This is a genomic window from Paenibacillus sp. FSL H3-0310 (assembly GCF_038002785.1).
Taxonomy (GTDB): domain Bacteria; phylum Bacillota; class Bacilli; order Paenibacillales; family Paenibacillaceae; genus Paenibacillus_AQ; species Paenibacillus_AQ odorifer.
In genome coordinates this window covers 117,581-142,865 of sequence record NZ_JBBODC010000003.1, presented here as the reverse complement: position 1 = coordinate 142,865, position 25,285 = coordinate 117,581, and the positions used below count along the sequence as shown (strand labels likewise).

Below are 25,285 nucleotides of genomic sequence, written 5' to 3'. Positions count from 1 at the left end.
TTTTAGATTTTTGTAAATTTTTTAGCCTTTTAACAATGGAAGCGTAATTATGATCTTCGTACCTTCATTTCGTTTGCTTGTAATGTTAATACCGTAACTCTCTCCGTACAGCAATTTGATTCTGTCATCAACATTCCGTATACCGATCCCGGAGAACAATTGGCGTTTGTGCTTCGAGGCTGGCAACTGTTCTTCTTTCAGAAAATTAGGATCAAGGTCCATCCCGTCACCATTATCTACAACTTCACATACAAGCTGATCTTCCTGAACGGCGATCATGATTAGAATTCTTCCCTCATCTTTAAGATTGAATGCATGAAAGAACGCATTTTCGATAAAAGGCTGCAGAATTAGCTTTGGCATATGATAATCCAAGCTTTCAGGCTCCACAAAATAATTCACGCGGATCTTCTCGCCGTACCTTACATGATTGATATATACATAATGCTTCAGCGATTCTAATTCCTGACTAACAGGTATAGTGGATTGAACATCACTGACAGTATTTTGCAGGAGTGAGATTAGCGAATTTATCGTGCCAGCTGCTTTTTCCTTGTTGCCCTGTTGCACCAGAAATTTGATAGAAGCCAGTGTATTGTATAAAAAATGGGGATTGATCTGCATTTGAAGGGCGGCCAGCTCCGCATTACGCTGCTGCTTCTGGGTCTCCATCAACCGATCAACATAATCATGTAGTGAATCAAGCATAAAATTAAAGGCATTGCCTAGCTCCTTAACTTCATAACTACTAGTGGCGACATCCACGTGGTTATCGAATCCTCCCTTAGGAATACTCGACATCTGTTCAACGAGTACACGCAGGGACTTCGTCATTTTCCTTGTAATTAAAAATACAATAATAAGCGAAATGGCTACGATAGCCATGATCGTCAACGACACTGCTTTGGCATTAACCATCTGCCCGGTCACAGCTTTCTTATCGATCAGATTCACCAAATAAACATCAAATTCAGGCAAGTATTCTGAGAATACTACCCGTTCATTCCCCATCACATAGACAGATTCTCCATTGTCTCCTGTGCTCTGTTCATCAACTACTTCTTGAAGCAGCTGTTGATCGTTCAGCCCAATCAGCTCTGTCCTGTTGCTGGATACGATTTGCCCTTTTGCATTCAGCAACACAACATCATTACCTTCACTCGTAAAATTGGCATAGAAGGCCTTGAAATCGCTATCACGAATTGCAATGTACATAGTGCCATAGATACTGCCGGTCGAATGATCAAATAGAGCTTTAGAAGCCACTAACATGATCTCTTTCTTATGCGTTTGACCATCCTCTTTTTGATAAAGCTGGTACAGAATTTGCTGCGGATGAGCCACTGTCGCTTTCGTAATCGGGTGGTTCTTCAATTCTTCAGCAGTAGCAGACCAATACCAAGGGTCAGTTGAGTAACTTCTGCCATTCGCACCTACAATCATAATCCCCACATCAAAAGCACTGAGGTTGGAGCGGACTGCCCGCATGCTTTCTGTCATCTGGTAGGTTTTGATAGCGAGTGTCAATGAATCCGTCTCTCCCCCAGACAAATAGCTGCGGATGGCACCTTTCTGAGCTGTCATTGTAGCACCCGTAGCTACAACGTTGTTGTAGGACTCCAAGTTTGTCTTCATCTGATTTAGTAGTTTGCCATTCGTTATGCTGAAGGTCTTTAAGAATAAATTTTCTGACATACGGATGGTAATAGACAAAGTCAGCAGGGATACAGCAACAATGCTTATGAGGGTCACAAGAAAAAGCTTAAGAAATAGGCCCTGCTTTCTAATCTTGTTAATGATAGTTCCAATCATGGTCGCTCTACGTCCCGTCTTCGGTACTGGCTCGGAGAAATACCAGCCTGTTTCTTAAACACTTTAGTAAAATAACTCTGATCCGAATACCCCACACTAGCGCTGATATCAGAAATTGTTTTTTCCGTCGTCACGAGTAACTCCATGGCTTTCTCCAACCGGACCTTGTTCAAATATTCATTAAATCCTTCACCATTCTGAGCAGTGAAATGGCTCGATAAATAAGAAGCGTTGAAATGAAACTGCCGCGCAACCCCAGTCAACGTGATGGGATCAGCGTAATGAGTCTGAATGTATTCAAGCAATCGGGTCATATTGGGATTGATCGTTAGGTTCGTCTCACCAATCGCACGTTCAGCTTCGCGAATAAAGGCTTCAGCAACAGCGATTGCGTCCCCGGCATACATCGCTTCATCTATTTTTCGAAAGAAGTCGTATTTGGATGCCTCCAAGCCTCCAGTCTCGTACTTCATTTTTCCAAGTGTGGTCGTTACGTTAAATATGAAATTCCCCAATAACGATTTGAATTCGAAAATATCGGTCCGATAATCCATCGAACGGAGATGAACATATTCCAGAAATCCAGTAAATGCCTTCTGGTATTGCTTACGTTTCAGTTGTTCCATTAATTCGCCCATATCATATTCCTGATAGGCTCTTGGAAGGCTGGGCAAATGATCGTTTTCAATTAAGCTTCGATCCGGCAAGTAGAAACTGTATCGTGTAAGCTTTAAATAATTGTCTCGATAAATCTCTCCCAGCTTATTAAAATCCGTAAAGCTTTGGCTGATAACGAAATGTGTTTCTCTCGCCCAATGATCCATTTCCGAGACCAGATATCGAAGCTCTATAACAAGCTCGTCCCACTGTTCCGGGTTTGCATTAAGCAAATAAATAACTGAATCATTGACAAACTTCAACCGAATAAACACTGTATCACCCAAAGGGAGCGTACTAAGCCCTTTTTCTATTTTCTGTGTGAAAGTTAACCTATCCCCAGAATCTTTAATATGTCTCATATCCGCTCCGAAGAAAGCGAATAGTGGGTGTGGAAACTTCGCATGAAGCAAAGCAGGTTCAAGCCCAGACTCATATCCGGTCATAAGCTTCTCGATAACTAGCAAAATTTGCTTTTCACCAGGATCCGTTCCTTGATCGGACATCTCCATCCCTACCAATTTAGCAGTGGTTTTATTTAGGATGGATAACAAATACTCAGCTTCCAGCTTTGGCTTTAGAATGTAGTCCGCTACCCCACTTTGAAATGTGGATCGGACATAATCGTATTCACTGAAACTACTTAAGACGATTACTTCAATATGAGGGTATTTCTCCTTAACAATCTTAACCAGTTTCTCTCCGCCCATTATTGGCATAACAATATCTGTAATGATGATATGGGGACTGACCTCATCCATCATATTTAGTGCTTCAAGACCGTTAGCAGCCTCACCAACAATTCGATACCCTTCATTCTCCCAATCCAAAAGATGTTTGATTCCTTGTCTTACTAGCATCTCGTCATCAACAATCATAATTTTGAATATTGGTTTCATTTCTTCCCCCTTGTAACCGTTTTCTTTCCATTTGTTAGTATACAATACATCCAACAAGGAGCAAGCTTCTAGACAAGTAAAGCCGTAAGCTTACTTAAAAATTGTTCATTCCAAATCATATGCCCCACTGACAAATATGGTCAACCTCTCATTTTTCATCCCATGAAATATTCTTAAATTTAAGGAAAAAACTTCTAGATGATGCAACAAAAAAAGCTGCGATATTTGCAGCTTCTTTGTTAATGAAACAATAATCCAAATAAATTATTTATTGGCTTATAGATAAAAATAATAAGAAACAGCGGACTGGGGATGTTCAATTTTAACAACGAGCAGAAGGTCGCACCAAGACCCAAAATCCAAAAAATAAAATATACGCTAAGATCACGCACTCGGCGCTTTCGCATTAATTTAGGCAAATCAAGTGCCATACAACCTACAGCAATCACCGAGAATAACAGTACTAGCATCTGACTTCACTCCTTGATTTTTTCAAGAAAAGAATTATCTGTGAGACCCACGCGGTTAATAACTGCTGAGGCTTTGTAATGGATGGGCAATGATTTAAGGTAATCGTCCCCCTTTTGTTGCTGCAGCTTTGCCCAAGCTTTAGGGCTGGCATGGTAGATCGATTGTCCGAATCCCATAATATCAACATTGAAACGATCATTTACATGCTCCACAGTTTTTTGCATCCGCTCTATAATCCGCTCCTCTGTTTCCTTTTCCAAACGTTTTATAGTGCTTTCCGATTCCAAATTTTCTACACTTTGCACTTCTTCAATATTGCAAAGCGTCTTAACACTAAGGTAAATATGCGGCTCCCCATTAATGATTTTCACTTTGCGTTTAGTTGTAGCCTGGATCGCTTCGATTACAATGGGCTTTCCGTCTTCCCCTGCGATCGGGCCAGAATGTGCGGTTACCTTATCGTTGATATAATTGTAACCAATCGTTTCTCCCTCGGTTAGCCAACCGATCAACTTGTCTTTTTTGAACACAGCTACAGTATGGTATTCCAATCTTGCCTTAGGCATTGTTCGCTCTACATTGCTTTTGTCCTCTCCATCTTTGGGATCGCCTATAATTTTCACTCCGGTTAGCACAGGATTCTCGCCTTCAGACAATAAATTCTCAATAAAATCATCCAGCGTGACAGCGACTGTTTTTGCTGAATCTTTATAAGAATTATCCAAGGAACTAAATAATTTGTTCGCTGGTAATTTATCCATAGGTGTAAGGACATTCAAGACATTGCTGGCGGTTGTATCTCTGGCAACCATAACGTAGAAATCCATCCGGGGTTCCCGACTTCTTTTAAATACATCGAGTATCTCACCCACTCCGGTGCGGGCAAGCTCCTCCCCAATCACCAACACCCGGATATGACCGAGATAACTTGACCTAGAGCTATCCAGATTCAGCTTACGCAGCGCATCATAAAACGTAGGTACAGTAAATTTATATACAACCACTGGGACTCCACTGCCTCCCCCTCCTCCATTCGTTTGGGAGGAAATCGCAGATGGAATAACGACCTGCATCGAAACGGTATAACCTTTTTCTGCCTTGTCAATCCCTATCCCCAAGACAAAAGCTATCTCATTCAGCTCATTTCTTTCCCAACAGCCGCTTAGCACTAACGTAAATTGGAGGGCTATCATTAATCGAAGAACGCCTCTAACTAATTTTTTATTCATTTTGTTGGTTCCTTATCACTGGATGTGCTTTGACGAAACAGGTTCTGCGTCTTATTCTCAGCAGGCCTTGTCTTTAAAAACGGCCACGGAAAGCGAAAAATAGAGTCTTTTAAATCTTTGGAATTATACGGTCCGAGCGGACTCATATAAGGCATTCCGAAAGAACGCAGACTCGACAAATGCAATACGATGATGAAAATACCGAAGAGAATTCCATATAATCCGATAAATCCGGCCAAAGCTATAAGCACAAAACGGATCATCCGCGCAGCAATAGACATTCCTGTCTCCGGAATAACAAAACTAGAAATGGCTGTTAGCGATACAATAATGACCATTGCGGATGAAATAAAACCCGCTGCTACCGCGGCTTGTCCTATCACCAGCGTTCCGACAATGGAAATCGCCTGACCAATATTTTTGGGTATCCGCACCCCGGCCTCCCGCAAAATTTCATAAGTCATTTCCATGATCAGTGCCTCAATAAAAGCAGGAAAAGGAACACTCTCCCGCTGGGCAGCTAAACTGATTACAAGATTGGTCGGTATCATCTCTTGGTGATAAGTAGTAATCGCAACATACAATGAAGGGGCAAGCAAAGTAATAAAAAATGAAATAAAACGAACTAATCTCAGCAATGTTCCAATATCAGCTCTTTGGTAATAATCCTCAGCTGACTGGAAAAATGCCACAAAAAATGTGGGCACCAACAGTACAAAAGGAGTTCCATCAACAAGAATGGCCACTTTTCCTTCCAAAATACCCGCTGCAATCGTATCTGGACGATCACTGTTGTATACGGTAGGAAAAGGTGTAACTGCCGTCTCTTGAATAAACTCTTCAATATATCCACTCTCGAGAATACTGTCCGTATCTATTTTATTCAGACGGCGCTTTACCTCTTGTACCAGTTCCTTATTCGCGATGTTACTTAGATACATAATGGATACGCTGGTTTGAGTCACCCTTCCGATCTGAACGGTTTCCAGCCATAAATGGCTATCTTTGATTTTTCGCCGAACCAGTGCCGTATTCGTCCGTAAATTCTCAGTGAATCCTTCCATTGGACCCCGAACAACCGACTGTGAGCTAGGCTCCCCTACATTACGATCTTCCCAGCCTGGTAAGCCGATCCGCAGAGCGCTGGATAACCCGTCAAGCAGCAGCATTATATTACCGGACAATAAATGATGAATAAATTGGCTGTAATCGTCAATGACGGCTATATCGCCGGCTATTAATATCTGTTTCTTAATCATCTCAAACTTCTGTTCAGGAGAAAGCCCCCTCAGCTGTTCATAAGGAATGTGTTCCTGCAAGGAATACAAAATTGAATTATGCAGCACCTGAGTATCCACAAGACCATCTATGTAAACCAAAGAAATATGAGTGTTTTCTTCTATCTGCAACTCTTTTATGACTACATCAGAGCTTTCACCCATCAATTGGTACAAATTAGCAATATTAACTTCCAACCGGCTTGATAATGTACCAATCTCCGTATCTTTCATGATGCAACCTCCACTTCTCCATAGATAGATGAGTATAGTTTGATGTTAATTATGATAATTATTCCTTCGGATTAAAAAATCGGAATGGCATAATTCTGGTAACTACAACCATACTAAAACTAGTCCAATAAATTTGAGGGGGTATATGAGTTTGGAGAAAGATCGAATTAGTACCAATCAAATGATTATACTCGGGCTATTCACATTTATTGGGGATATGGCGCTTGTGTATCCGGCGTTAATGATATCAGGAGCGAAACAAGATGCGTGGATTGCTGCTTTGATTAGCATTCCCTTGGGTCTAGTGACCATAAAACTGTTACTCTGCTTAGCAGACCTTGAACCCAACAAGAATATTATCGAGCTTAGCCTACAAATTTTAGGAAAATGGGTCGGAACTGCTGTGGCCTTATTCTATTTAGGGTTCTTCCTGATTGCTGCCTCCACCTACATAAGAGAAATTGAAGATTTCATGTGTACACAGATTTACGAGAAAACACCCGGTGGGGTTATTCGTTTCATGGCCATTTTCCTGCTGGTATATGGGGTACGACTTGGCCTAGAAACCTTGGGCCGGGCAGCTCAGCTATTTTTCCCTTTATTTGCAGTTTTTTTAATCGGTCTGCTGCTCCTGCTGACCCCCGATGTCAAAATGGAACGTTTATACCCCATCTTGAACACACCAGTACCGGACATGCTTCATACTTTGATGTATGGTGTTTTTTATCCTTTTGGCGAATTGTGCGTGTTTCTAATGATATATCCTTATGCTCAGAAAAATAGCAAAACAAGCCGGGATATTTTCATAGCCTTGATCATCGGAGCTCTGGGCCTTAACCTCATCTTATTGTTTTCCCTTACCGTTCTAGGTGTTTACGCTTCTGAACATCAATTTTATGCCGCTTATATTCTTGCTCAAAAAATTAATATTGCTAATTCTCTGCAACGTATTGAAGCGCTTATGGCTACAGCATGGATTATCAGCACATACTTCAAAACTGCAGTTTATTACTATGCTTTAACCTTAGGTACAGCCCAATTATTCAAACTCAAAAGCCACCGTCCTCTGATCATACCCACTGGATTTTTGTTATTCGGGATGTCACAGCTGATTGCCAAAGACATCATTTTCTATGTGAAGGAGATCCCCGCCTACTGGGTAGATTGGGATTTCACCTGTGCATTTGTTCTGCCGCTTATGTTGCTAGTTGTGTATAAATTTAAGAAACGCCACGCTTCTAAGGTTTAAACGACACTAGATTGTGAATAAGTGAAATTAAGATTGTAGATACGAATCCCGCTTAATGATCTAATTACGCTCCACTAAAATAATTGGGGAATTTCTCCCTGAAATTCACAAAGTGAATATTCCGCCGCCCAACCTAATGGCATAGAATACTTTGTGTGCGTAGCCCATAGTCTATTGGCTAAAGCAAGAATCCGCTTATAGCCTTTTTACTAAAAAAGAAGCTGCCTCATAAGTAGTATTCACTACTTTTAAGACAGCCTCTTTGTTCATAAGTTTCTTGTATGAAGTAACTCTATTCCTTCTTATCCAAAGAAATCGACGATGGAGTTACATCACTGACAGGTTCTTTTGCCACTTCAAAAGTGGATCCGCAGGCCGGACAAAAGCGTGCCTCGATCGCCACATTCCCACCACATGCTTTGCAATGCTTTACATCGGACAACTCAGCAATTTGCTGAAGGTTCGTCTCAATCTCCGCCTTCAATTCGAGAATACGATTAATATTAGTCTCGATTTGCTCACTTGGCAGTGGTCCTGCACCTTGAGTTACGGCTTCAAATAACAGTTTGCCCATGACCTGATACTGCTGGTCAATATCATTTTGCTTACCGTTATTTTGCAGCTTCAACCGGTTAATCTCCACCACTGTTTTTGCTTTATTCCCAGCCTCGCTTACCCCTGCTTTTACTTTGTTAAAAAAACTCATATTCAGCCCCCAATTCCGTAGTAGTCATATATAAGCATATTTCGACACCGCCAGAAGTATTCCTTTCTTTATTGTACCTAACTTCGTCCATGGTTTGTAGCCTATAACCGATTTACTAACCCTTTCCCCGCCTTCCTGCGGGAACGAACCTCGACTCAGGTCTGGTATACAAAACCGCCTCCAGGCCGTTTTTTCGCATGCAAAAAGACATTAGAATGAGTACATAAGCAAACGGGTTGCAGGATTCAATAACAATCACACCCATACGAGAGGAAGAAAACAATAAATGAAAAAATTATATCGTTCCCAAAGTGATCAGAAGATAAGTGGTTTGTGCGGAGGTCTTGCTCGTTGGTCTGGTATTGATGCTACAGTAATCCGTCTTGTTGCTGTTGCCGCAGCATTGTTCAGCTTCGGAACAGTACTTATCTTCTACGTCATCGCTAGTATCATCGTTCCTAAAGAACCTTTTAACAGCTTTTCAGATGGACATGATTTCTATTAATTAATCGTCGTTCAATACAAGCCAGCCCTAATATAGCCATAAAAAAGGAGAGATAGAACATGAGTCTATTAAAAAGAATTTCCACAATTACTAAAGCAGCCCTACACGAAGGCCTAAATAAATTAGAAAACCCGGTATTGCTGACAGGTCAGTATTTACGTGATCTTGAAAATGATATTGCTAAGGCGGAACGTAATGAGCGTGATCTGCAAGTAACAGCCAGTGTGTTGGAACGCCGCAAGCAAGAATATACTCAGTTAGTAGAGCAAAGTGAAGCCGAAGCCGTTCAAGCAGTTGAGCAAGGAAATGAAGAAAGAGCTCGCCTGGCACTCATAGCCAAGTTACGGTACGTGGAACAGCTGGAAGAGTCCATAAATAGTCAAGTACAAACTAAGCAATCCCTGGCAGAGCTTGAGATCAATATCGCTAGAGCTAAAGAAGAGCGTGAACATCTCAAAGCGAAAAGAACTGAGCTTATCGCTCGCGCTCAACAAGCCACAGAAACACTCCACTCAGCTCCACGTAGTTCTACGAAAGGTCTAAATGTAGGATCAGCTTCGCAAGGCTTCGAACGTATGGAAGAGAAGATTTTCGAGTGGGAAGCATTGGCGGAAAACTCCAAAAATAAATTCAATACAGGTACAGGAATAAGTCCTTCCATCGATCCTAACCTGCGTAGCGCTGTTGACATCGAAATCGAGCGAATCCGCAACCGTAAAACTAACACTGAAGTAAACACTGAGAAAAAATAAATAGGACAATAAACCCCTTATTACTCAGCTATTGTGCTGAATAAGGGGTTTGTTTTTTACTTCTTTTCATCCCGCGAATCCATTTTTTCGTTTCCGGATCCACGCGATAAGACTCCGTGATTTTCTGCAAAGCCTTGTTGTAAGTGAAATCATCTAAGCTGTTGTTTCTCAAATAACTCATCGTAGGCTCTGGCAATTTCACATAACAAATCGAAAGCGCCCAAGAAACCGCCATTTTTACATAATAGCCTTCATGACTGACCTTATCGAGCAATGGTAAAATCCGGCTGATATACGTTTCTTCAATAAAGAAATTAAGCAGCATTACCACAGCAAATCGGATCTCATATTCTTTATCTGATGATAAGTACGGCATTATAAACTCCCATACCCGTTCTTTATTCTTTACGGTAAACTTCAGGCCTGTGCAAAAGCTATCGCATACCGACCAGTTATCGATTCTGGGAATAAAGTCAGCGATATAACGTAGGATTTCTTCAAGATCTGTCTTCACGTAGCCAAGCACCATACCTTGCAGCATCACTTCTTCAAAATAATCTGTCTCGGCATGCTCCAAATAGGCTCTCCAATCACCCTTTGCAATGATTTTGGCAAGCTTGCGCAGTTCCGGTAGCCTGACGCCTATAACATTATCTATCGTCGGAATTAAGGCCGCAGAAAACTTTTGGTAGTCCACATCTGCCAAATTCAATAGCTGTTCTCTTATTGTTTTTTCCATAGTAGTACTCCTTACCCGTCCATTATTCAAATGAAATTTCCCATAAATATATAGAAGCCACAGAACCCAAAGGAGAATAGTTTAGCCGGTATTGTTCAAATTGATCTTTGGTAAGCTTATCAAGTCCATACAGCTTCATCATCCCCCGACGAATCGCAATATCTCCCCAGCTGACTACATCCCGTCGTTCCATAGAATGGATTAACATCATTTCTGCCGTCCACTTGCCAATGCCCTTTAACGTCATAAGTTTTTGTATAACCTCTTGATCTGATAACCCAGGCAATTCCTCCAGCTTAAAATCACCCTGAGCGACCAAATTGGAAATCTCATGGATACATAGTGCTTTTTTCATCGTCATCCCACAGCTTTGAATCTCATCCGCCGTATGTAAGGCTAACTGCTGCGGAGTGATGTCTCCGAACTGAGCCAACATTCTGTTCCAAATGGTCCGAACCGCTTTTACTGAAATAAGCTGTCCTAGTATAGCATAGATAAGCGCAGTAAAAAGATCCGGTATAATTACACGTTCCACCCTGCCCATCCGTGCCATAGCTGCGCCAAGTACTGGATCCACACTTCGGAGATAATCTATGTCTTCTTGCCCATAATCAAAAAACTTAGTAATTACGCTGCTCAAAGTGTTTCCTCCCGTATCTGATAGGGATGACCCTAATCCTAATATACAATACCTATTTGGCAGTGTACGGATTGTTGAATAGAATAGCAAGATAGCGAAACTAAAAAAGCCATAATACCTCCTAAGATAGGTGGTTATGGCCTATAGTAACGCACAGGCTTATTCATTTTCAGTAATGTATTTTTATGTTCGCAGGATTCTTTTTTCTTTCGCTGCGCTTAGCCACAAGGGGAATTCATTCAGCAGCTGATCATATAGATCTTCATCAGTCACCTTTTCAATGTGGTCCAGATGAATAAAATTGGCGTTATCTACCAAACGGCCCTTCATCGTATCAAGTTGCTTCAATACTTCAAAATCCGAGTTACCGATTCCGACAAACTGCCAGAAAATCGGTTGGACCGAAGCAGCCATAATCACATTTTTAGTGGATTTCACTACACCACCATCGTTAATAAATATGATAAATACTGGTGTAGAATCGGGTTCTTCCTCCGTATATTTTTTAATGATATCCTCCATTACTGGCGGTTCATTATTGCGGCCAAACTTATGAATGGTACGATTATTTAAAATATGTGTAAACACATATCTTCCTAATTCCTGCTCTGTCACTGGTGGCAGCCGGCTAAACTCCGTATCGTACACCCAAACATCTAACGATTGGTTATCATCAAATTTGCAGGCAACGGCTAATATACGCTCAACTACTTCTTGAACGGTTCCATTATTATAGAGATTTCTCATAGATCCTGTAATATCCAGAACAACGCCTACCCTTGCGATGACTCCTGTCAGATTCTTTTTTTCTAAGGTAATCTGAACAATTTTTTTACGTAAATCAATAGAGGACAGTACATTCTTCTCTTCATAACGGATCGTCTCTAAAGGCAGGGATAACTCAGCTGTGGCCGCTACCTCAGGGTTCCCTTCGTCTTCTTCAATAACGAGCCCATAGTTTGTACATAACGCAGCCAATCCTCCCTCAAAGCCACTACCAATCGCACTGAATTTCCACTCTGGGCCATAGCGATATAGCTCTCCAACCACAATAGCTGTCTCCGGCGACAGGTCAGAGCCATACTCGAAAACGAATAATTCCTCACCGCTAGCAGCATCCACTAAGCGTAGATAAGGAGAGGTTACTTGCTTCATAGAGTGTCCTAATTTTTCTCCTTCATAGATCGTTAAAGTTAAAGCTATTCTAGTAATATCCTTAGGAAGTTGAGAAAATGTAATGGCGATAGCTTCTTTATCCCCTTGTTGTAAGACAGAATGAGTTACAGCTTCGTCTATAGACAACGGATTACCATAAAAGATAAAGTTCTCATCGCGTTCGCAACGGTTCTGTTCTGACAGTAAAAAAGCAGCAGAGTCTATGCCAATTCTAGTATCAGCAGTCATCCACCCAAATTTCAGCAAAAGCTTGTTCACGTTTCTCCCTTTCGTAATATCCACCTTTTGCCCCTTTATAAGCCGCACTCTATCATCTCCTTATTTTTACTGAACAGCTCATTGTGATTCACTAGATTGTATTTATCATTTTACTACTTTAATATGAAACGTATATATGATAGATAAGGAGCTTTACGAATGGACTTTATAGCAATTGACTTTGAGACCGCGAACTCCAGTCGATCCAGTGCATGTGCCTTGGGACTTGTGGAAGTTAAAGCTGGAAATATAACCGCAGAACATTCTTGGCTAATTGACCCGCAGCAGCGGTTTGATGGCATGAACATTTCGATACACGGCATCACGCCATCAATGGTAATCGGGCAACCTACTTTTCAAGAGCTGTGGCCCACCGTTGAACCGTTACTACACGGACAAATCGTCGTGGCGCATAATGCTGCTTTTGATATGAGTGTCCTGCGTTATTGTCTCGATGGAATGTCCCTGAGCTACCCAAGCTTTCAATACTTATGTACCTATTTATTAGGCAAAAAAATGCTGCCCGACCTGCCCTCCCATAAACTTAATGTAGTCTCCGAGTTTTTCGGCATTACGCTAAAACACCATGATGCCTTGGATGACGCACGCGCAGCCGCTGCAATTCTAGTAAAACTTATGGAGCAGGAGGAGCACTATGATCCTCTATTGCTCTCTGCCAGTCAAGGATATACTAGCGGAACGATGTTTGCCGGCGGGTATACCCCATTTTCCACTCGCGCGAAAAAGCCTGCTAAGAAACAAGGCACTAAACATAAACCCTCCATTTATAGCAGCCGCGCCACTTTGTCCAAATAACCAAAGAACATCAAAAACCCCCAACCAGCTGCTTTCTGCTGATTGGGGGTTTTTTTACAGGGTATCTCTTAAATCTTCAAACGATACACAGCCTTATTCTCTAGACCTCTGATGAACGGTGTCCATTCCTCGGTCTCCGGTGTGGTATCCAAAGCATCCTCCACCATTTGCAGCTTCGCATCCATCGCATCGATATGATGCAGAGCGACTGCCTCAGCTGTCTGTGGCTGAACAGGACTACCCCATTCGCCCAAATTATGATGTGACAATACGAGATGCTGTAACGCCATAACCTTTTCCGAATTCAAATCAATATCTAAACGGATAGCCGCTTCCGTGATCCAGTTAGACGCCATCGAGATATGGCCAATCAACTTGCCCTGAACGCTGTATTCCGAGACAATCCCAAGCTGGGAGACCATCTCCTCCGGCTTCGCGATATCATGCAGAATGATTCCTGCCTTCATTAGATCTGGATTCAAGAACGGACGCTGCTTGCACAGAAAATCACCAATCTCCAGCATACGCACCATATGATAAGCAAGTCCGGCAAAATAAGCATGATGATGTGTTTTGGCTGCCGGATAATGCATCAATTTCTCTTCCACTTTACCCACACAAAAAGAGACAATCGAAGCAATTTCCGGATCTGAAATACTCGCCATAACCCCTTTAATCGTATGAATAAGGTCTACTGGACGAATTGGGGCAGAACGGATGAAATCCGTAAGTGCAACACCATCCTCATCGTTAACCAACCTGATTTTAGTAATTTTTATTTGTAATTTCTCACGATAAGTATGAGCAATCCCGCGTACCTTCACAAGCGCCATAGGAAAAAAAGTTTCTTTATCGGTTGTGCTGGCATCCCAATATTTCGCAGATAATTGTCCAGTGGAATCCCCCAGAACGATGTCGAAATAATCTTTTGGAGGAGTGCCGTTCGTTTGTTTAATTGCCAGCTCTCTTAAAAGATAAAAGCCAACAAATTCATCTTGTGGAGCGAGCTGTTTAATTTGTGTCATGTTGGAGCCTCCTATTAATAACAGGCTTTTGGCCTGCTCTCTATATTAAACTTTAGACACTCACCTCCAAAATCCCTTTAAATCACTATACGATCTATTTTCATATTTATGTACAAGCCAAGAATATTTGAAAAAGGAGGCTACTCCCCGGCCATATTCTGGCACTGGAATATCCTCCTTTTATTATAAAACGATAATTATTTACCAGCCGATTCAAGCGCTGATTTAATAGCTTCTACCGCTTTAGCGGATATTTCTTTCTCTGCATCATTTTTTCCGAAGGCTGCTGGACGGTAACCATATTTGTGCAGGCTGTATCCGGTCGATGTCGACTCGATTTCACCTTTCACTGCCAGCTCCGCGTCCGTTAACTGATTGATTGTTCTTACACTTCCGTTTTTATCCAAATAATAAACAAGCATTTTGACAGGAACACCGTACTCTACATTCACCATAACATTTACAAGCTTATCGGCACTTACACCAATGAAGATTCCATCGAAATAAGCCGCTTTATTAGCTTCTACAACCTCAGCTTTTCCGTATGCTCTATCCACCGCAGTCTTCAAAGCCACGCTGCTGCTGGTTGCACCAGACACAGCATCTACTTCCTGCACACCTTCTCTAGTCCCTGCTGCGAGGAAGCTAGCCGTCAACTGAGGAATTGCTTTTACCACCTCAGGGTAAGCAGCGTTCCCTCTATCTACAAGGTTCATTCCTACACGGTACAAGGCTACATTTACGATTTTGCCGTTACGCAGGGTAACGTCTGCTCTGTTCGTTCCTTTATCATAAGCATCACCAAATGCAGTAAAGGTTCCGTCTTTATAGGTTCCTTGGACTTTGGATGCATTGTTCAAAGCATCTGTCAGTGCTGCTTTAGCTGCTGCCGACAATGCTTCTTGGCCTGTAATATCGGCCATTTGTACACCTTTTTCTAACAGCCCGGATGTGAGTGTAGCTACCCATCCTTTTTGTTCTGCACTCATTTTATCGTCAGCAATCAGCTTGCCGTCAGCTCCAAACAGACTTACTTTAATGCCTGTTACCGCATCTGCATCAACATCAACTAGCAGCAGTACTTTAGATTGGTTATCTACTCCGGCAAATTTGCCGTCAAAATATTGACCTTCAGCAGGAACCTTCAGCGCTTTCTCAAATGCTCTTTCTACAGCTTGGTTCCAGCTGTGACTGCTTTCCGTAGCTCCGGAAATTCCGTCAACCTTTTCATCATAGTTAGCGATATATGAACCATTCGCTAACAGCTTAGCTGTCATAGGAGCATTTGCTTTTACTACTTCCGCATAAGCTGTTGCCCCTCTGTCAATCAGGTTGTTGCCAAGTCTAAACAGCTTCACATCAACCAACTTACCGTTGCGAATCACGATGTCGGCTCTTTCAACGCCAACACTTCTTGCCGTACCATAAGAGGAATAGAATCCGTCTACATAAGCAGATGTATTATTGATTATTGCATTCTGCTCAGCATCCCAGAAAGCGTTAATCGCTGCTTTAAAGTCGGCTTCAAGACCTGCAACAGGTTGTGCCTCTGTTCCTTTGGCCAGCAAGGCTGGAGCTATAGCTGCAACCGCTGCCGCTTGCTCAGCTGTGTAAGCTTTCTCCTCAATGAAATCACCAGCGCTGTTCATAGGATACACTTTAACATCTGTAAGCTTGTTGGATTCATAGGTCGCGAATACAGAATATTTACCTGTAGGATCTACGCCCATATGAACTCCATCAAAGTAAACGGCATTTGTATCTTTCACTGTCAGAGCTCTTTCAAACGCTCTATCTACAGACAATTTCCAGCCATTACTGGAGCGGGTAGCTCCCGAAACAGCATCAACTGCCGCTGCTCCATCTCTTGTTTTGCCAAGCAATCTATCCTTCATCAATCCATAAGCTTGCCATAAAGCACTATAATTGTTACGAGCATCTCTATCAATCAGCTTAGGACTGGTTCTCAAAAGCTCAATGCTAGTAATTTTACCATCTTTAATTTCGATCTTGGCACCTTCCGTGCCTTTGGAGTATGCATCGCCATAAGCTACGTAAACTCCATCTTGGTATACGTTTTCATTAACTGTAACAGGCTTTGCTGTAGCCACAGGCTTAACAGTTTCCGCCGGTACTACTGTCGCTGCTGGTGCAGCGGTTGCTTTTGGGGTTGCTACTGGTGCTGCTGTAGCTTTTGGGGTTGCTGCTGGTTTGGCTGTTGCCTTTGGTGTTGCTGTTGGTTTTGCCGTTGGCTTTGGCGTTGCTGTTGGTTTTGCCGTTGGCTTTGGTGTTGCTACTGGTTTTGCCGTTGCTTTTGGTGTTGCTGCTGGTTTTGCCGTGGGTTTTGCTGTTGGTTTTGCTGCCGGTGCATCCGCTTCTTCGGAGGCTGCCGATACTGCATCCACCTTCAAGTTTACAGCAGGCACATTAAGTGTGTAAGCAAACGGCGCTAACAATATAGCCGCGCTAACCGTTAAAGAAATTAGTTTTTTCAATGAAAATTCTCCTTTACCAAACCCCAGTGATATGTAGCTTTTTGTTAACCAAACCTTTTTCGTACGATGCCCCTTCTCTTCTTATGAAGCATAACTTCTCTCTTCATAAGAACTCATCCCCCCTCTCATGCCTTTACACGCTCGATTTTCAATAAAAAATAGTTTTGATCTATTTCATTTCTTCCTTTTAACACAAAGCCGTATAAAAGGTGAAATAATTCACATAAGTTACTATAAAAACACTTACACCCGTTTTCCATCAATTTCTGGTTTGATACTACCAGACCTTTCTGCGGTTCTTCTGTATCGAAAATCACACACCCTATAAGAAACATCACTATTTGCGATTAAATTTAATTTATACGCGCAAAGTGATCTCAATAACTGTGCATTCAAGGCTAGCTATGCTATTTTAGAACGATCTCTTATATGGGAAAGGAGTTCTGTGCTTTGAGCAAACAGCCACCTATTGGAGTTATACTCGCCCAAATCGGCACCCCTACTGCACCAACTGCAAAAGCTGTACGGCCTTATCTGAAACGTTTTTTATCAGATCGCCGAATCATAGATTATTCTCCTCTGCTGTGGCAGCCTTTGCTGCGAGGCGTCATTCTGCGTTCACGTCCACGCCGGTCCGCTGAGCTGTACAGTCAAATATGGACAACCGAAGGATCACCATTGCTCTTTCACTCTTTAGCTCAGCAATCTGGATTACAAGAACTGCTGGGTCCACGGTATCAGGTAGAGCTTGGATTGGCTTATAGCGAACCCAGCATGGAGCAAGCGATGGCGAAATTCGACACCGCCGGAGTTACCCGAATTATCATTGTGCCGCTGTTTCCGCAATATTCGTCCACGACTACCGCATCCGTATTCGATCAGGCCAGCTTTGCAGCCTTAGGTCGCCAAAGCTCCACTGGACCTGTAACTAAACGTCTGATTCCGGCTCTAAGATTTATTGATGCCTACTATAATGAGCCCGGTTATATTTCAGCCTTGAAGTCACACCTACTGCGTCAAATGGAGATTCTGAGCAAAGAACCTGATTATTTTGTACTGACCTTCCATGGGATTCCCAAACGGTATGCGGATACCGGTGATCCTTACCCGCAGCAATGTATGGAAACTGCGCGTCTTCTTGCTTCTGCTATGAACTGGGAGCCCGAACGCTGGCAGCTTAGTTTTCAATCACGTTTCGGACGAGAAGAATGGGTAGGACCCTCTACTGCGGATGTTCTGGGAGAGCTTGCCGGACGAGGAATACGTAGACCTCTGATTTTTTCACCGGGTCTTGTGACCGATTGTCTGGAAACGCTGCATGAGCTAGCCATAGAAGGACGAGAACAATTCGAGGCTGGTGGAGGACAAGCAGAGGAATTTATGGCAATCCCCTGTTTGAATGACCATGAGGATTGGCTTGATTTTTTGGCTGAACATGTAGAAAAAAACGCCCAAGGATGGTAAATCAAAAAAACCGTCTTGTCCACAGATCATTTCTGTTGCAGACAAGACGGTTAGCTATATCAATTGTTAAGCATGAAGAATCGAAAGGATACTTATGCTGTAAGCTGCTTATATTTCGTAGTCAGTTCATGGAACCACTGCTTGTCCTGCAAGGTCAACGCAAAATCAATCAGCTCGGCAATCTCACTCGGCTGTAAATCTGCTGAGTCATTAAAGGATACTTCAGCCGTAGCTGTAGCTGCGCCATTCCCATCCTCTGCGTAATCATAAGAAAAACATAACTTAATGTCACTTTCCAGAAATTCATTACGAAGGAAATATAATACCTCACACATTAACACAGGTCTAACATGATCATCAAAGACACATTCCATAACCTTTGCCCAATATTGCTGGTTGTTGAGGTGTAACTTATCATTAGTTAAGAGATATTTCTCACCCTGAAAATCGGTGACAAATCTCAGTTCAAGCGGCTTCATCTTAAAAATAGTAGCAATTTGCTTCATGCTAATATTCAAAATATCTTGCGTTTCTAGTCTGATCATCTCTCCATGCACCTCGTCCCTCTTAGTTGGGTTATTCGAAACCTGCCATTATCTATAATTCTTTATATGCCATTAATGTAAAATTAACTCCATTAATTCACTTTAATTTTATCTAATTTAACATTATTATCGTCACCTGACTATGCTTTATTTATATTTTTTTAGGATTTCGCTCAGAAAAATGTTTCATTCTCTAAAAATCTGTTTAATATTATTGTTCATTACAATAAGATGTATAAAGATTACGCAACATGTGAAGCTTTTGCTTTCTTATATTTAAACAAAAAAACTGTTCTGAAGGGTCATTACGACCTCAGAACAGTTTTTTGCATTAGGATTATACTTCAGTTAATTTACTTAAACAAACAATGGCACTAACTGTATTCCCTCGGGTGAAATCCGCACGAGTCCTTTATCTGTGATACGTAACGTTGGGATAACCGCCAAAGCAAGCAGCGATAACGTCATAAACGCGTAATTCAAAGTACAGCCGGCATCATACAACGATTTGCTGATCGCAGCTGATTTCTCAGCAGCAATTTCAAATGGCTCTGTAGACATTAGGCCTGCAATGGCCAACGGGAATAACGTTTCTCCACTAGAAGTAATTACGGCAACCCCACCCTGAGCGTCCGCCACCGCGTTCGCAGCTTTGGCCATTAACTCATTATCATTGCCGATGACGAGTACATTATGACTATCATGAGCAACAGTCATTGCGATAGCAGCCGGTTCTTTAAAACCGATGCCTTCCACAACAGCCACTGATTTATTTCCTGTTCCTTTATGCCGTTCGAGCACAGCGATTTTACACAGACCCTCTACAGCATTTACATCCAGCTGCCCTGCCACTACAGGTACCGAAACCATACGTTCAATGGTCTCCACATGATTTTCTCTTACTTTAATAACTCTTGTAGTAAGTTCCCCTGTTTCAATTGGAGCCGCGATAATAAAATCTTCGGCGGTAGGACGCTGCGGCAAATGAACCGAAGCCAAAACTTCCTCTGGATATGTGAATTTAGCAAGCTCTGCCGTCATCACACCGTTTTCGGCAACTACTACACCCGCGGCAATCGTAAGTACCACGTGAACATCGGCCAAATTCCCGTCCAGCAGAATAATATCCGCAAAAGAACCTGGAGTAATAGATCCGATATCCTGAGACAACCCAAAACGCTCTGCTGTATTAATAGTTGCCATTTGGAAGGCTGTTACTGGCTTCACGCCTTGAGCAATCGCATGGCGAACAACGAAATCCATATGACCTTCGTCCCGTAACGATTCCGAGCTGCGGTCGTCAGTAACCAGCATCATGCGACGCGGGTCAAGTCCACGCTCTGTATGAGCGGTGATGGTCTTGGCAACATCATGCCAAGCCGAGCCCCGGCGCATTTTGGCATACATCCCCAGTCGAACGCGCTCAATCACATCGTCTGCTGTAACACACTCATGATCACCAGTTACCCCTGCCGCAGCATACACTGGCAGTCTCCAGTCGCTGGAAGGCCATGTGAAATGACCGTCAACAAATCTGCCTGCCCGCAGCGTAGCTTGAATCTCTCCAAGCATTTTCTCATCGCCGTAAACAACGCCAGGGAAATTCATCACTTCGCCCAGAGCAATCACATCTTTGCCCCAAGTAAAAGCTTCAGCAACTTCTTCAGGACCAATTGAGGCACCCGTTGTCTCGAATTCCGCACCTGCTGCAGGTACACAAGAAGCCACCTGCATGTAAGCAGCTAAAGGCGTACCCCGCATCTCATCCAGCATCAATTGAATACCCTTCAGCCCGAATACATTAGCAATCTCATGCGCATCAAAGAAACCACCTGTTGTGCCAAGCGGCAGAACAGCGCGGGAAAATTCAGTAACGGTTAGCTGGGTGCTCTCAATATGGCAGTGGCCATCGAGCAATCCCGGAGCTATATACTTGCCGTTCGCATCAATAACTTGCGTTCCTTCGCCAATCATATGTGTCACATCTTTACCAACATAAGCAATTCGTCCACCTTGAACACCAACAGACATTCCTTCTAGAATTTCACCAGAGCATACGTTGACCAGCTTTCCACCTGTAATTACCAGTGTTGCCGGTTTATCGCCTCTTGCCGTAGCCACAAGCTCAGGTACACAATCTGCTAAAGGCTTTCTTGTAAAAGTTGTCATCTTCATCTCTCCCCCGTTAGTATCCAAGTGTTGTCTTGATGTAGTGAATAGATCCGTATCATAGAGGATTGCCTAACTATTAAGCCTAGGATAATATAGTTGCGCAGGTCTGTATTTGTAAGAAAAAACGGCTCAATCATCCCTGTAGATGATAGCCGTTTACTTATTCCCAAAGATTGTCCGAACCATCCGGACATGCCCCTGTTTTTACTCTCCCGCCATCCGCTCTATTCCAACGATTATCTTACTTTTGCCTCATATACGTCAAGTGCTGCCTGAACCCCAAACCCGCAAGGCCCCTTAAATCCATGACGCTGTAATGCGGCTTCCAGCGCTCCAAGCAGCCGCAACACGTTATTCTCACGACAGCTAAAACCCATCGTACCGATGCGCCAGATCCTTCCCTTTAACGGTCCAAAAGAACTGGAAATTTCAATTCCGAACCGCCCCAGCAGCAGCGAACGGACAGCTTCCCCATCTATCCCCTCAGGGATCAGCACACAGGTAACAACAGTAAGCTTGCAGGAAGGATCCCCGTATAGTTCTAAACCCATAGCTGTTAATCCAGCTACAAGTGCTTTTTCATGGAGGATATGTCTGGCGAATCGGGCATCCAGCCCTTCTTCAAGGGTAAGCCGCAAGCCCTCCCGCAGTGCATAAAGCATTGAGGTCATCTCTGTATGATGATTGAGACGTTGTGGACTCCAGTAATCCTGAAGCATGCTGAGATCGAAATAATTGCTGCGGACAAAAGATAAGTCACCTGGCTGGACATCACTTGTTCTAATCCCGCGTTCTACTCGTTTTCGGGTCATGAGCTTAGCTTCAGCACGATCATTATACGTTATCGGTGCCATTCCGGAAGGGACGGACAGGCATTTCTGTGTACCGCCAACGACGGCATCCAACATCCAAGCATCTGTCTCGACAGGAATGCCCCCAATGGTTGCAACTGCATCAACTATGAATAAAGCATCCATCCGGCGGCAAGCTCTACCGATTTCCGCGAGTGGCTGCACACGTCCTGTAGAGGTCTCCCCATGAACCATTGCCACCACATGTGGCTTAAAAGTCTCCATAGCTGCTATCACTTCATCCGGCTCAAACACACTCCCCCATGGCTTTTCCAACACGAACACCTCAGCGCCACATCTTTCAGCAATCTCATGCAATAGATGTCCGAAGCGGCCAAAGATCGGAATCAGCACACGCTCACCCGGCAGGATCAAACTAACCATCACAGCTTCAATTCCAGAACGGGAGGTACCATCGATAGGGTAAGCCCATGAATTACGAGTAGCAAACAGCTCCCGCAGCATTTCCATCGTTTCATTCATAATAGAGGTGAACTCTGGATCAAACTGACCCAGCACCGGAAAAGACATCGCCCGCAGTACACGCGGATCTATCTCGACCGGACCCGGAGTCATAATACAGCGTTGGGACGGCGACAAATCTTCATAACGCTTCATGATGATCCTCCCTTAAAAGTTCGGCGAACTCTTTTTAATAAGCTAACTCATATAACATCGCAGTCAGAACCTCAAGCCCAGCAACGAGCTGCTCAGGGGAAGTATACTCTTCCGGAGAATGGCTGATCCCAGCTCGGCTTGGCGCAAATATCATCGCAGTAGGGCAACGCGGCGCAAACAGCTGGGCGTCATGTCCCGCTCCACTTACCATCATGCGGTACGTCTTCCCCTGTTGGCGGCAGATATTTTCCAGCATTGCAGATAGCTTCATATCCATAGGCGCAGGGACTGTATTGAGCACGGATGTAACCTCAAGAGTCACCCCACGTTTAACAGCAATTTCATTACATTCCGCAAGAAGCTTCTCACAGAAACGTTCCAGTTCGTCCTCTTCACTATGGCGGATATCTAGTGTAAAAAGAACCTCACCCGGGATCACATTTGGCGTATTCGGATACACCTCAAGCTTACCCGAGGTTGCTACAAGAGGTTCACCAGTAGTTTTAGCAGCACTTTCAAGCACGTACAGCATTTCAACCGCACTAGCCAGTGCATCCTGCCGCATAAACATCGGTGTCGTGCCTGCATGATTAGCAATACCACTGACCTTGACCACATATCGTCTCTGGCCAACAATCCCCTGAACTACGCCTATCTGAGTGTCCGTCTTCTCCAGAATAATCCCCTGCTCGATGTGCAGTTCTACAAAAGCACCAATATCATTTCTGACTCCAGTCCGCTTAGAAGCTTCCTCCTCCGTTATGTCCTGTAAGAAGCTGGATTCCGTCATTGCTGCCTGTAATGTCACTCCCTCTGCATCCATACAGGTCTCGGCCTCGCTTCCGTCATACCTTTCCGTGACATGGCCCGAACCCCAATAAGCAAGCGGAAATCGGCTCCCCTCTTCTTCACAAAAAGATACGACCTCAAGCGTCCGCTGCGGCTGGCCAAAGTTCCTCTGCAAATCTTGAAGCGCAATCATAGCCGCAGCGATTCCATAGGCACCATCATATTTTCCGCCATTGACTACAGTATCGATATGCGATCCGGTTAAAATAACCTTTTGCTGCGGATTGCATCCACTCAATCGTCCATATACATTGCCAACCTTGTCTATGGAAACTTCTAAGCCGAACCCAGCCATTTTTTCCCGCAAAAAAATCTGCGCCCGGCTCCATTCCTCCGTATATAGCAGTCTAGTAACTCCTGGCCCAGGTGTGCTGAATGCCGCCAGCTCCTCCAGCAGCTCCAGCAGTTTCTGAGTCGATGCTTGAACTCTGCAATCATTCATAGGCTGTACTGCTCCTTCCTAATTCGCAGCCACTGTCCACCTCCCTCACTGATCACTCCTTCTTCAGAGGTATAGATCACATTCCCGCGACAGATCGTAGCAACTACCTTGCAGGATAAAGTTCTTCCGATGTAGGGGCTGTGCTTGTGGCGATACAATAAATCCTCCGCAGTCAGCGTATAGGTTGTGCTTGGATTCATCAGAACTAGATCGGCATCTAGACCTAGAGCTATAGCGCCTTTGCGATGCTCTATTCCAAAACGTTTTGCGGGTTGCCCTGCAAGCAGACTGGAAATTAATGTAACATCCAAACCCCGCACATTCACGCCTTCATGGAACATAAGCTCCAGACTGCTCTGCGCACCCGAGATCCCACCCCAAGCTGCAAAAAAAGACAAGTCCGGCTTCACCTTCAATTCCGTTGGACAGGGGGAATGATCCGAAGCAATCAGATCGATTTTGCCTTGGGCCAGCATCTCCCATAACTTCTCCTGCTCCACCGCACTTCGCAGCGGAGGCGCACACTTCGCCACAGGGCCTAAAGCCTTCATATCATTTTCAGTGAGGACCAGATAATGGGGACAGGTTTCGGCCGAAACGTCCAGACCTCGAAGCTTAGCTTCATAGATTTTCTCAATGGCAGCAGCCGTGCTAATATGAACAAAATGCAACCGGCAGCCCGTACGTTCACTGTACAGCAGCGCCCTGGACACTGCCTCCAGCTCTGCTTCAGCAGGGCGGCAAGCCGCAAAATCACAGGCACTGCTTCTGCCATTTCGCACTGCATCTGCGGTCAACACCGCCGTGATAGCCTCACTTTCTGCATGCAGCGCCAGAATCCCGCCCAGAGAAGCGATTCGCTGCATCCCTTGATAGAGTGTATCCTCATCCACTTCACGGAATCTGCCTTCGCCCTCCCCTCCAGGATTGGAGAGAAAGGCTTTAAACCCAGTGACGCCAGCGGCTGCCAAAACTTCTAAATCATCCAGATTGCCGGGAACGAGCCCACCCCACAGCACATAATCAACGGCAGAGTTTCCAGCCGCAGCATCTACCTTTTGACGAAGCGCAGCCTCGTTCACAGTAGGTGGATTGCCGTTAAGCGGCATATCTGCATAGGTTGTGCAGCCGCCAGCTGCCAATGCCGCAGAACCGCTGCGAAAGCCTTCCCAATGTCCAAACGTTGGTTCATTAAAGTGGACATGCATATCAATCATACCGGGGAGCACATAGATCCCCTCTGCGTCGATGACTTTGGTTAGCGGCGCAAGCGAAAGTTCCTCTCCAAGTGCGACAATCTTACCCTCTGATACTGCAATATCCAGCTTGAGTACCTGATCGGGCAGCACTACATTCCCGTTCTTAATCACAAGTTCATAGGATTCCTTCATGAGCTGCCACCTC

21 protein-coding genes and 1 pseudogene are annotated in these 25,285 nt (G+C 43.9%); 5 read left to right on the top strand and 17 right to left on the bottom strand.

Features of this window, described 5'->3' with window-relative positions:
• Window positions 1-21 precede the first annotated feature (21 nt).
• From MHH63_RS26795 to MHH63_RS26775, 5 genes are all read right to left on the bottom strand, one after another.
• Window positions 22-1,812, bottom strand: coding sequence for a sensor histidine kinase (locus tag MHH63_RS26795; RefSeq protein WP_076192957.1), 1,791 nt, complete (start codon window positions 1,810-1,812; stop codon window positions 22-24).
• Window positions 1,809-3,368, bottom strand: a complete 1,560-nt coding sequence (locus tag MHH63_RS26790) for a response regulator transcription factor (protein WP_076308073.1) — start codon at window positions 3,366-3,368, stop codon at window positions 1,809-1,811. Before MHH63_RS26790 ends, MHH63_RS26795 begins: the two co-directional genes overlap by 4 nt.
• Window positions 3,369-3,607: 239 nt before the next feature.
• The gene (locus MHH63_RS26785) at window positions 3,608-3,838 is read right to left on the bottom strand and encodes a hypothetical protein (RefSeq protein ID WP_076125408.1); all 231 of its coding nucleotides are present in this window, start codon (window positions 3,836-3,838) and stop codon (window positions 3,608-3,610) included.
• Between the two features lie 6 nt (window positions 3,839-3,844).
• Window positions 3,845-5,068 (bottom strand): Ger(x)C family spore germination protein, encoded by a 1,224-nt coding sequence (locus MHH63_RS26780; RefSeq protein WP_076125410.1) that lies wholly within the window; start codon window positions 5,066-5,068, stop codon window positions 3,845-3,847.
• A complete protein-coding gene (locus MHH63_RS26775; RefSeq protein ID WP_076282262.1) occupies window positions 5,065-6,579 on the bottom strand; it encodes a spore germination protein in 1,515 nt (504 codons plus the stop codon). The genes MHH63_RS26780 and MHH63_RS26775 overlap by 4 nt, the downstream gene beginning before the upstream one ends.
• A gap of 145 nt (window positions 6,580-6,724) precedes the next feature.
• Here MHH63_RS26775 and MHH63_RS26770 point away from each other — a divergent pair, with 145 nt between their 5' ends.
• A complete protein-coding gene (locus MHH63_RS26770; RefSeq protein ID WP_036675894.1) occupies window positions 6,725-7,828 on the top strand; it encodes a GerAB/ArcD/ProY family transporter in 1,104 nt (367 codons plus the stop codon).
• Between the two features lie 292 nt (window positions 7,829-8,120).
• On the opposite strand, the gene MHH63_RS26765 is transcribed toward MHH63_RS26770, so the two are convergent.
• Window positions 8,121-8,534: a zinc ribbon domain-containing protein gene (locus tag MHH63_RS26765; protein ID WP_036679993.1), complete on the bottom strand. Its 414-nt coding sequence runs from the start codon at window positions 8,532-8,534 to the stop codon at window positions 8,121-8,123.
• Between the two features lie 286 nt (window positions 8,535-8,820).
• Here MHH63_RS26765 and MHH63_RS26760 point away from each other — a divergent pair, with 286 nt between their 5' ends.
• Together MHH63_RS26760 and MHH63_RS26755 are read left to right on the top strand one after the other, a co-directional pair.
• Entirely contained in the window at window positions 8,821-9,039 is a 219-nt protein-coding gene (locus MHH63_RS26760; RefSeq protein WP_038569266.1) for a PspC domain-containing protein, read from the top strand.
• A gap of 59 nt (window positions 9,040-9,098) precedes the next feature.
• Window positions 9,099-9,791: a PspA/IM30 family protein gene (locus MHH63_RS26755; protein ID WP_076136267.1), complete on the top strand. Its 693-nt coding sequence runs from the start codon at window positions 9,099-9,101 to the stop codon at window positions 9,789-9,791.
• Window positions 9,792-9,819: 28 nt separating this feature from the next.
• Here the strand turns inward: MHH63_RS26755 and MHH63_RS26750 are convergent, their stop codons facing one another.
• The 4 genes and pseudogenes from MHH63_RS26750 to MHH63_RS26735 all read right to left on the bottom strand — a co-directional run.
• Window positions 9,820-10,530, bottom strand: a complete 711-nt coding sequence (locus MHH63_RS26750; RefSeq protein ID WP_076185389.1) for a DNA alkylation repair protein — start codon at window positions 10,528-10,530, stop codon at window positions 9,820-9,822.
• Between the two features lie 22 nt (window positions 10,531-10,552).
• Window positions 10,553-11,170, bottom strand: coding sequence for a DNA-3-methyladenine glycosylase family protein (locus tag MHH63_RS26745; protein ID WP_076192963.1), 618 nt, complete (start codon window positions 11,168-11,170; stop codon window positions 10,553-10,555).
• Window positions 11,171-11,353: 183 nt separating this feature from the next.
• A complete protein-coding gene (locus tag MHH63_RS26740) occupies window positions 11,354-12,025 on the bottom strand; it encodes a vWA domain-containing protein (protein ID WP_256716638.1) in 672 nt (223 codons plus the stop codon).
• Between the two features lie 111 nt (window positions 12,026-12,136).
• Window positions 12,137-12,652: pseudogene (locus tag MHH63_RS26735) on the bottom strand (TerD family protein); the annotation flags it as partial.
• Between the two features lie 111 nt (window positions 12,653-12,763).
• Between MHH63_RS26735 and MHH63_RS26730 the strand changes: the two are divergent.
• Complete coding sequence (locus MHH63_RS26730) at window positions 12,764-13,420, top strand: 3'-5' exonuclease (RefSeq protein ID WP_076125424.1); 657 nt, start codon at window positions 12,764-12,766, stop codon at window positions 13,418-13,420.
• 68 nt (window positions 13,421-13,488) lie between these two features.
• On the opposite strand, the gene MHH63_RS26725 is transcribed toward MHH63_RS26730, so the two are convergent.
• Both MHH63_RS26725 and MHH63_RS26720 read right to left on the bottom strand, forming a co-directional pair.
• The gene (locus tag MHH63_RS26725; RefSeq protein ID WP_036680004.1) at window positions 13,489-14,445 is read right to left on the bottom strand and encodes a 3'-5' exoribonuclease YhaM family protein; all 957 of its coding nucleotides are present in this window, start codon (window positions 14,443-14,445) and stop codon (window positions 13,489-13,491) included.
• A 197-nt stretch (window positions 14,446-14,642) separates the two neighbouring features.
• The gene (locus MHH63_RS26720; protein WP_341172265.1) at window positions 14,643-16,940 is read right to left on the bottom strand and encodes an FMN-binding protein; all 2,298 of its coding nucleotides are present in this window, start codon (window positions 16,938-16,940) and stop codon (window positions 14,643-14,645) included.
• Window positions 16,941-17,390: 450 nt separating this feature from the next.
• On the opposite strand from MHH63_RS26720, the gene hemH reads away from it, so the two are divergent.
• Window positions 17,391-18,404, top strand: coding sequence for a ferrochelatase (gene hemH, locus MHH63_RS26715; RefSeq protein ID WP_341143961.1), 1,014 nt, complete (start codon window positions 17,391-17,393; stop codon window positions 18,402-18,404).
• 92 nt (window positions 18,405-18,496) lie between these two features.
• On the opposite strand, the gene MHH63_RS26710 is transcribed toward hemH, so the two are convergent.
• From MHH63_RS26710 to MHH63_RS26690, 5 genes are all read right to left on the bottom strand, one after another.
• Window positions 18,497-18,949, bottom strand: a complete 453-nt coding sequence (locus MHH63_RS26710) for an IDEAL domain-containing protein (protein WP_076125508.1) — start codon at window positions 18,947-18,949, stop codon at window positions 18,497-18,499.
• A gap of 357 nt (window positions 18,950-19,306) precedes the next feature.
• Complete coding sequence (locus MHH63_RS26705; RefSeq protein WP_445321775.1) at window positions 19,307-21,118, bottom strand: adenine deaminase; 1,812 nt, start codon at window positions 21,116-21,118, stop codon at window positions 19,307-19,309.
• A gap of 239 nt (window positions 21,119-21,357) precedes the next feature.
• Window positions 21,358-22,590, bottom strand: a complete 1,233-nt coding sequence (locus MHH63_RS26700) for a pyridoxal-phosphate-dependent aminotransferase family protein (protein WP_341172264.1) — start codon at window positions 22,588-22,590, stop codon at window positions 21,358-21,360.
• 34 nt (window positions 22,591-22,624) lie between these two features.
• The gene (locus MHH63_RS26695) at window positions 22,625-23,881 is read right to left on the bottom strand and encodes a M20 family metallo-hydrolase (RefSeq protein WP_076305465.1); all 1,257 of its coding nucleotides are present in this window, start codon (window positions 23,879-23,881) and stop codon (window positions 22,625-22,627) included.
• A complete protein-coding gene (locus tag MHH63_RS26690; protein ID WP_339281802.1) occupies window positions 23,878-25,272 on the bottom strand; it encodes an allantoinase in 1,395 nt (464 codons plus the stop codon). Before MHH63_RS26690 ends, MHH63_RS26695 begins: the two co-directional genes overlap by 4 nt.
• Window positions 25,273-25,285 lie beyond the last annotated feature (13 nt).

Bases quoted from the DNA above. Each gene is read 5' to 3' on its own strand.
- MHH63_RS26725 (WP_036680004.1), bottom strand. From the start codon at position 14,445: ATGACACAAATTAAACAGCTCGCTCCACAAGATGAATTTGTTGGCTTT.
- MHH63_RS26755 (WP_076136267.1), top strand. From the start codon at position 9,099: ATGAGTCTATTAAAAAGAATTTCCACAATTACTAAAGCAGCCCTACAC.
- MHH63_RS26795 (WP_076192957.1), bottom strand. From the start codon at position 1,812: ATGATTGGAACTATCATTAACAAGATTAGAAAGCAGGGCCTATTTCTT.
- MHH63_RS26780 (WP_076125410.1), bottom strand. From the start codon at position 5,068: ATGAATAAAAAATTAGTTAGAGGCGTTCTTCGATTAATGATAGCCCTC.
- MHH63_RS26705 (WP_445321775.1), bottom strand. From the start codon at position 21,118: ATGACAACTTTTACAAGAAAGCCTTTAGCAGATTGTGTACCTGAGCTT.
- MHH63_RS26790 (WP_076308073.1), bottom strand. From the start codon at position 3,368: ATGAAACCAATATTCAAAATTATGATTGTTGATGACGAGATGCTAGTA.
- MHH63_RS26770 (WP_036675894.1), top strand. From the start codon at position 6,725: ATGAGTTTGGAGAAAGATCGAATTAGTACCAATCAAATGATTATACTC.
- MHH63_RS26775 (WP_076282262.1), bottom strand. From the start codon at position 6,579: ATGAAAGATACGGAGATTGGTACATTATCAAGCCGGTTGGAAGTTAAT.
- MHH63_RS26690 (WP_339281802.1), bottom strand. From the start codon at position 25,272: ATGAAGGAATCCTATGAACTTGTGATTAAGAACGGGAATGTAGTGCTG.
- MHH63_RS26765 (WP_036679993.1), bottom strand. From the start codon at position 8,534: ATGAGTTTTTTTAACAAAGTAAAAGCAGGGGTAAGCGAGGCTGGGAAT.
- MHH63_RS26785 (WP_076125408.1), bottom strand. From the start codon at position 3,838: ATGCTAGTACTGTTATTCTCGGTGATTGCTGTAGGTTGTATGGCACTT.
- MHH63_RS26710 (WP_076125508.1), bottom strand. From the start codon at position 18,949: ATGATCAGACTAGAAACGCAAGATATTTTGAATATTAGCATGAAGCAA.
- MHH63_RS26700 (WP_341172264.1), bottom strand. From the start codon at position 22,590: ATGAAGCGTTATGAAGATTTGTCGCCGTCCCAACGCTGTATTATGACT.
- MHH63_RS26750 (WP_076185389.1), bottom strand. From the start codon at position 10,530: ATGGAAAAAACAATAAGAGAACAGCTATTGAATTTGGCAGATGTGGAC.
- MHH63_RS26695 (WP_076305465.1), bottom strand. From the start codon at position 23,881: ATGAATGATTGCAGAGTTCAAGCATCGACTCAGAAACTGCTGGAGCTG.
- MHH63_RS26730 (WP_076125424.1), top strand. From the start codon at position 12,764: ATGGACTTTATAGCAATTGACTTTGAGACCGCGAACTCCAGTCGATCC.
- MHH63_RS26760 (WP_038569266.1), top strand. From the start codon at position 8,821: ATGAAAAAATTATATCGTTCCCAAAGTGATCAGAAGATAAGTGGTTTG.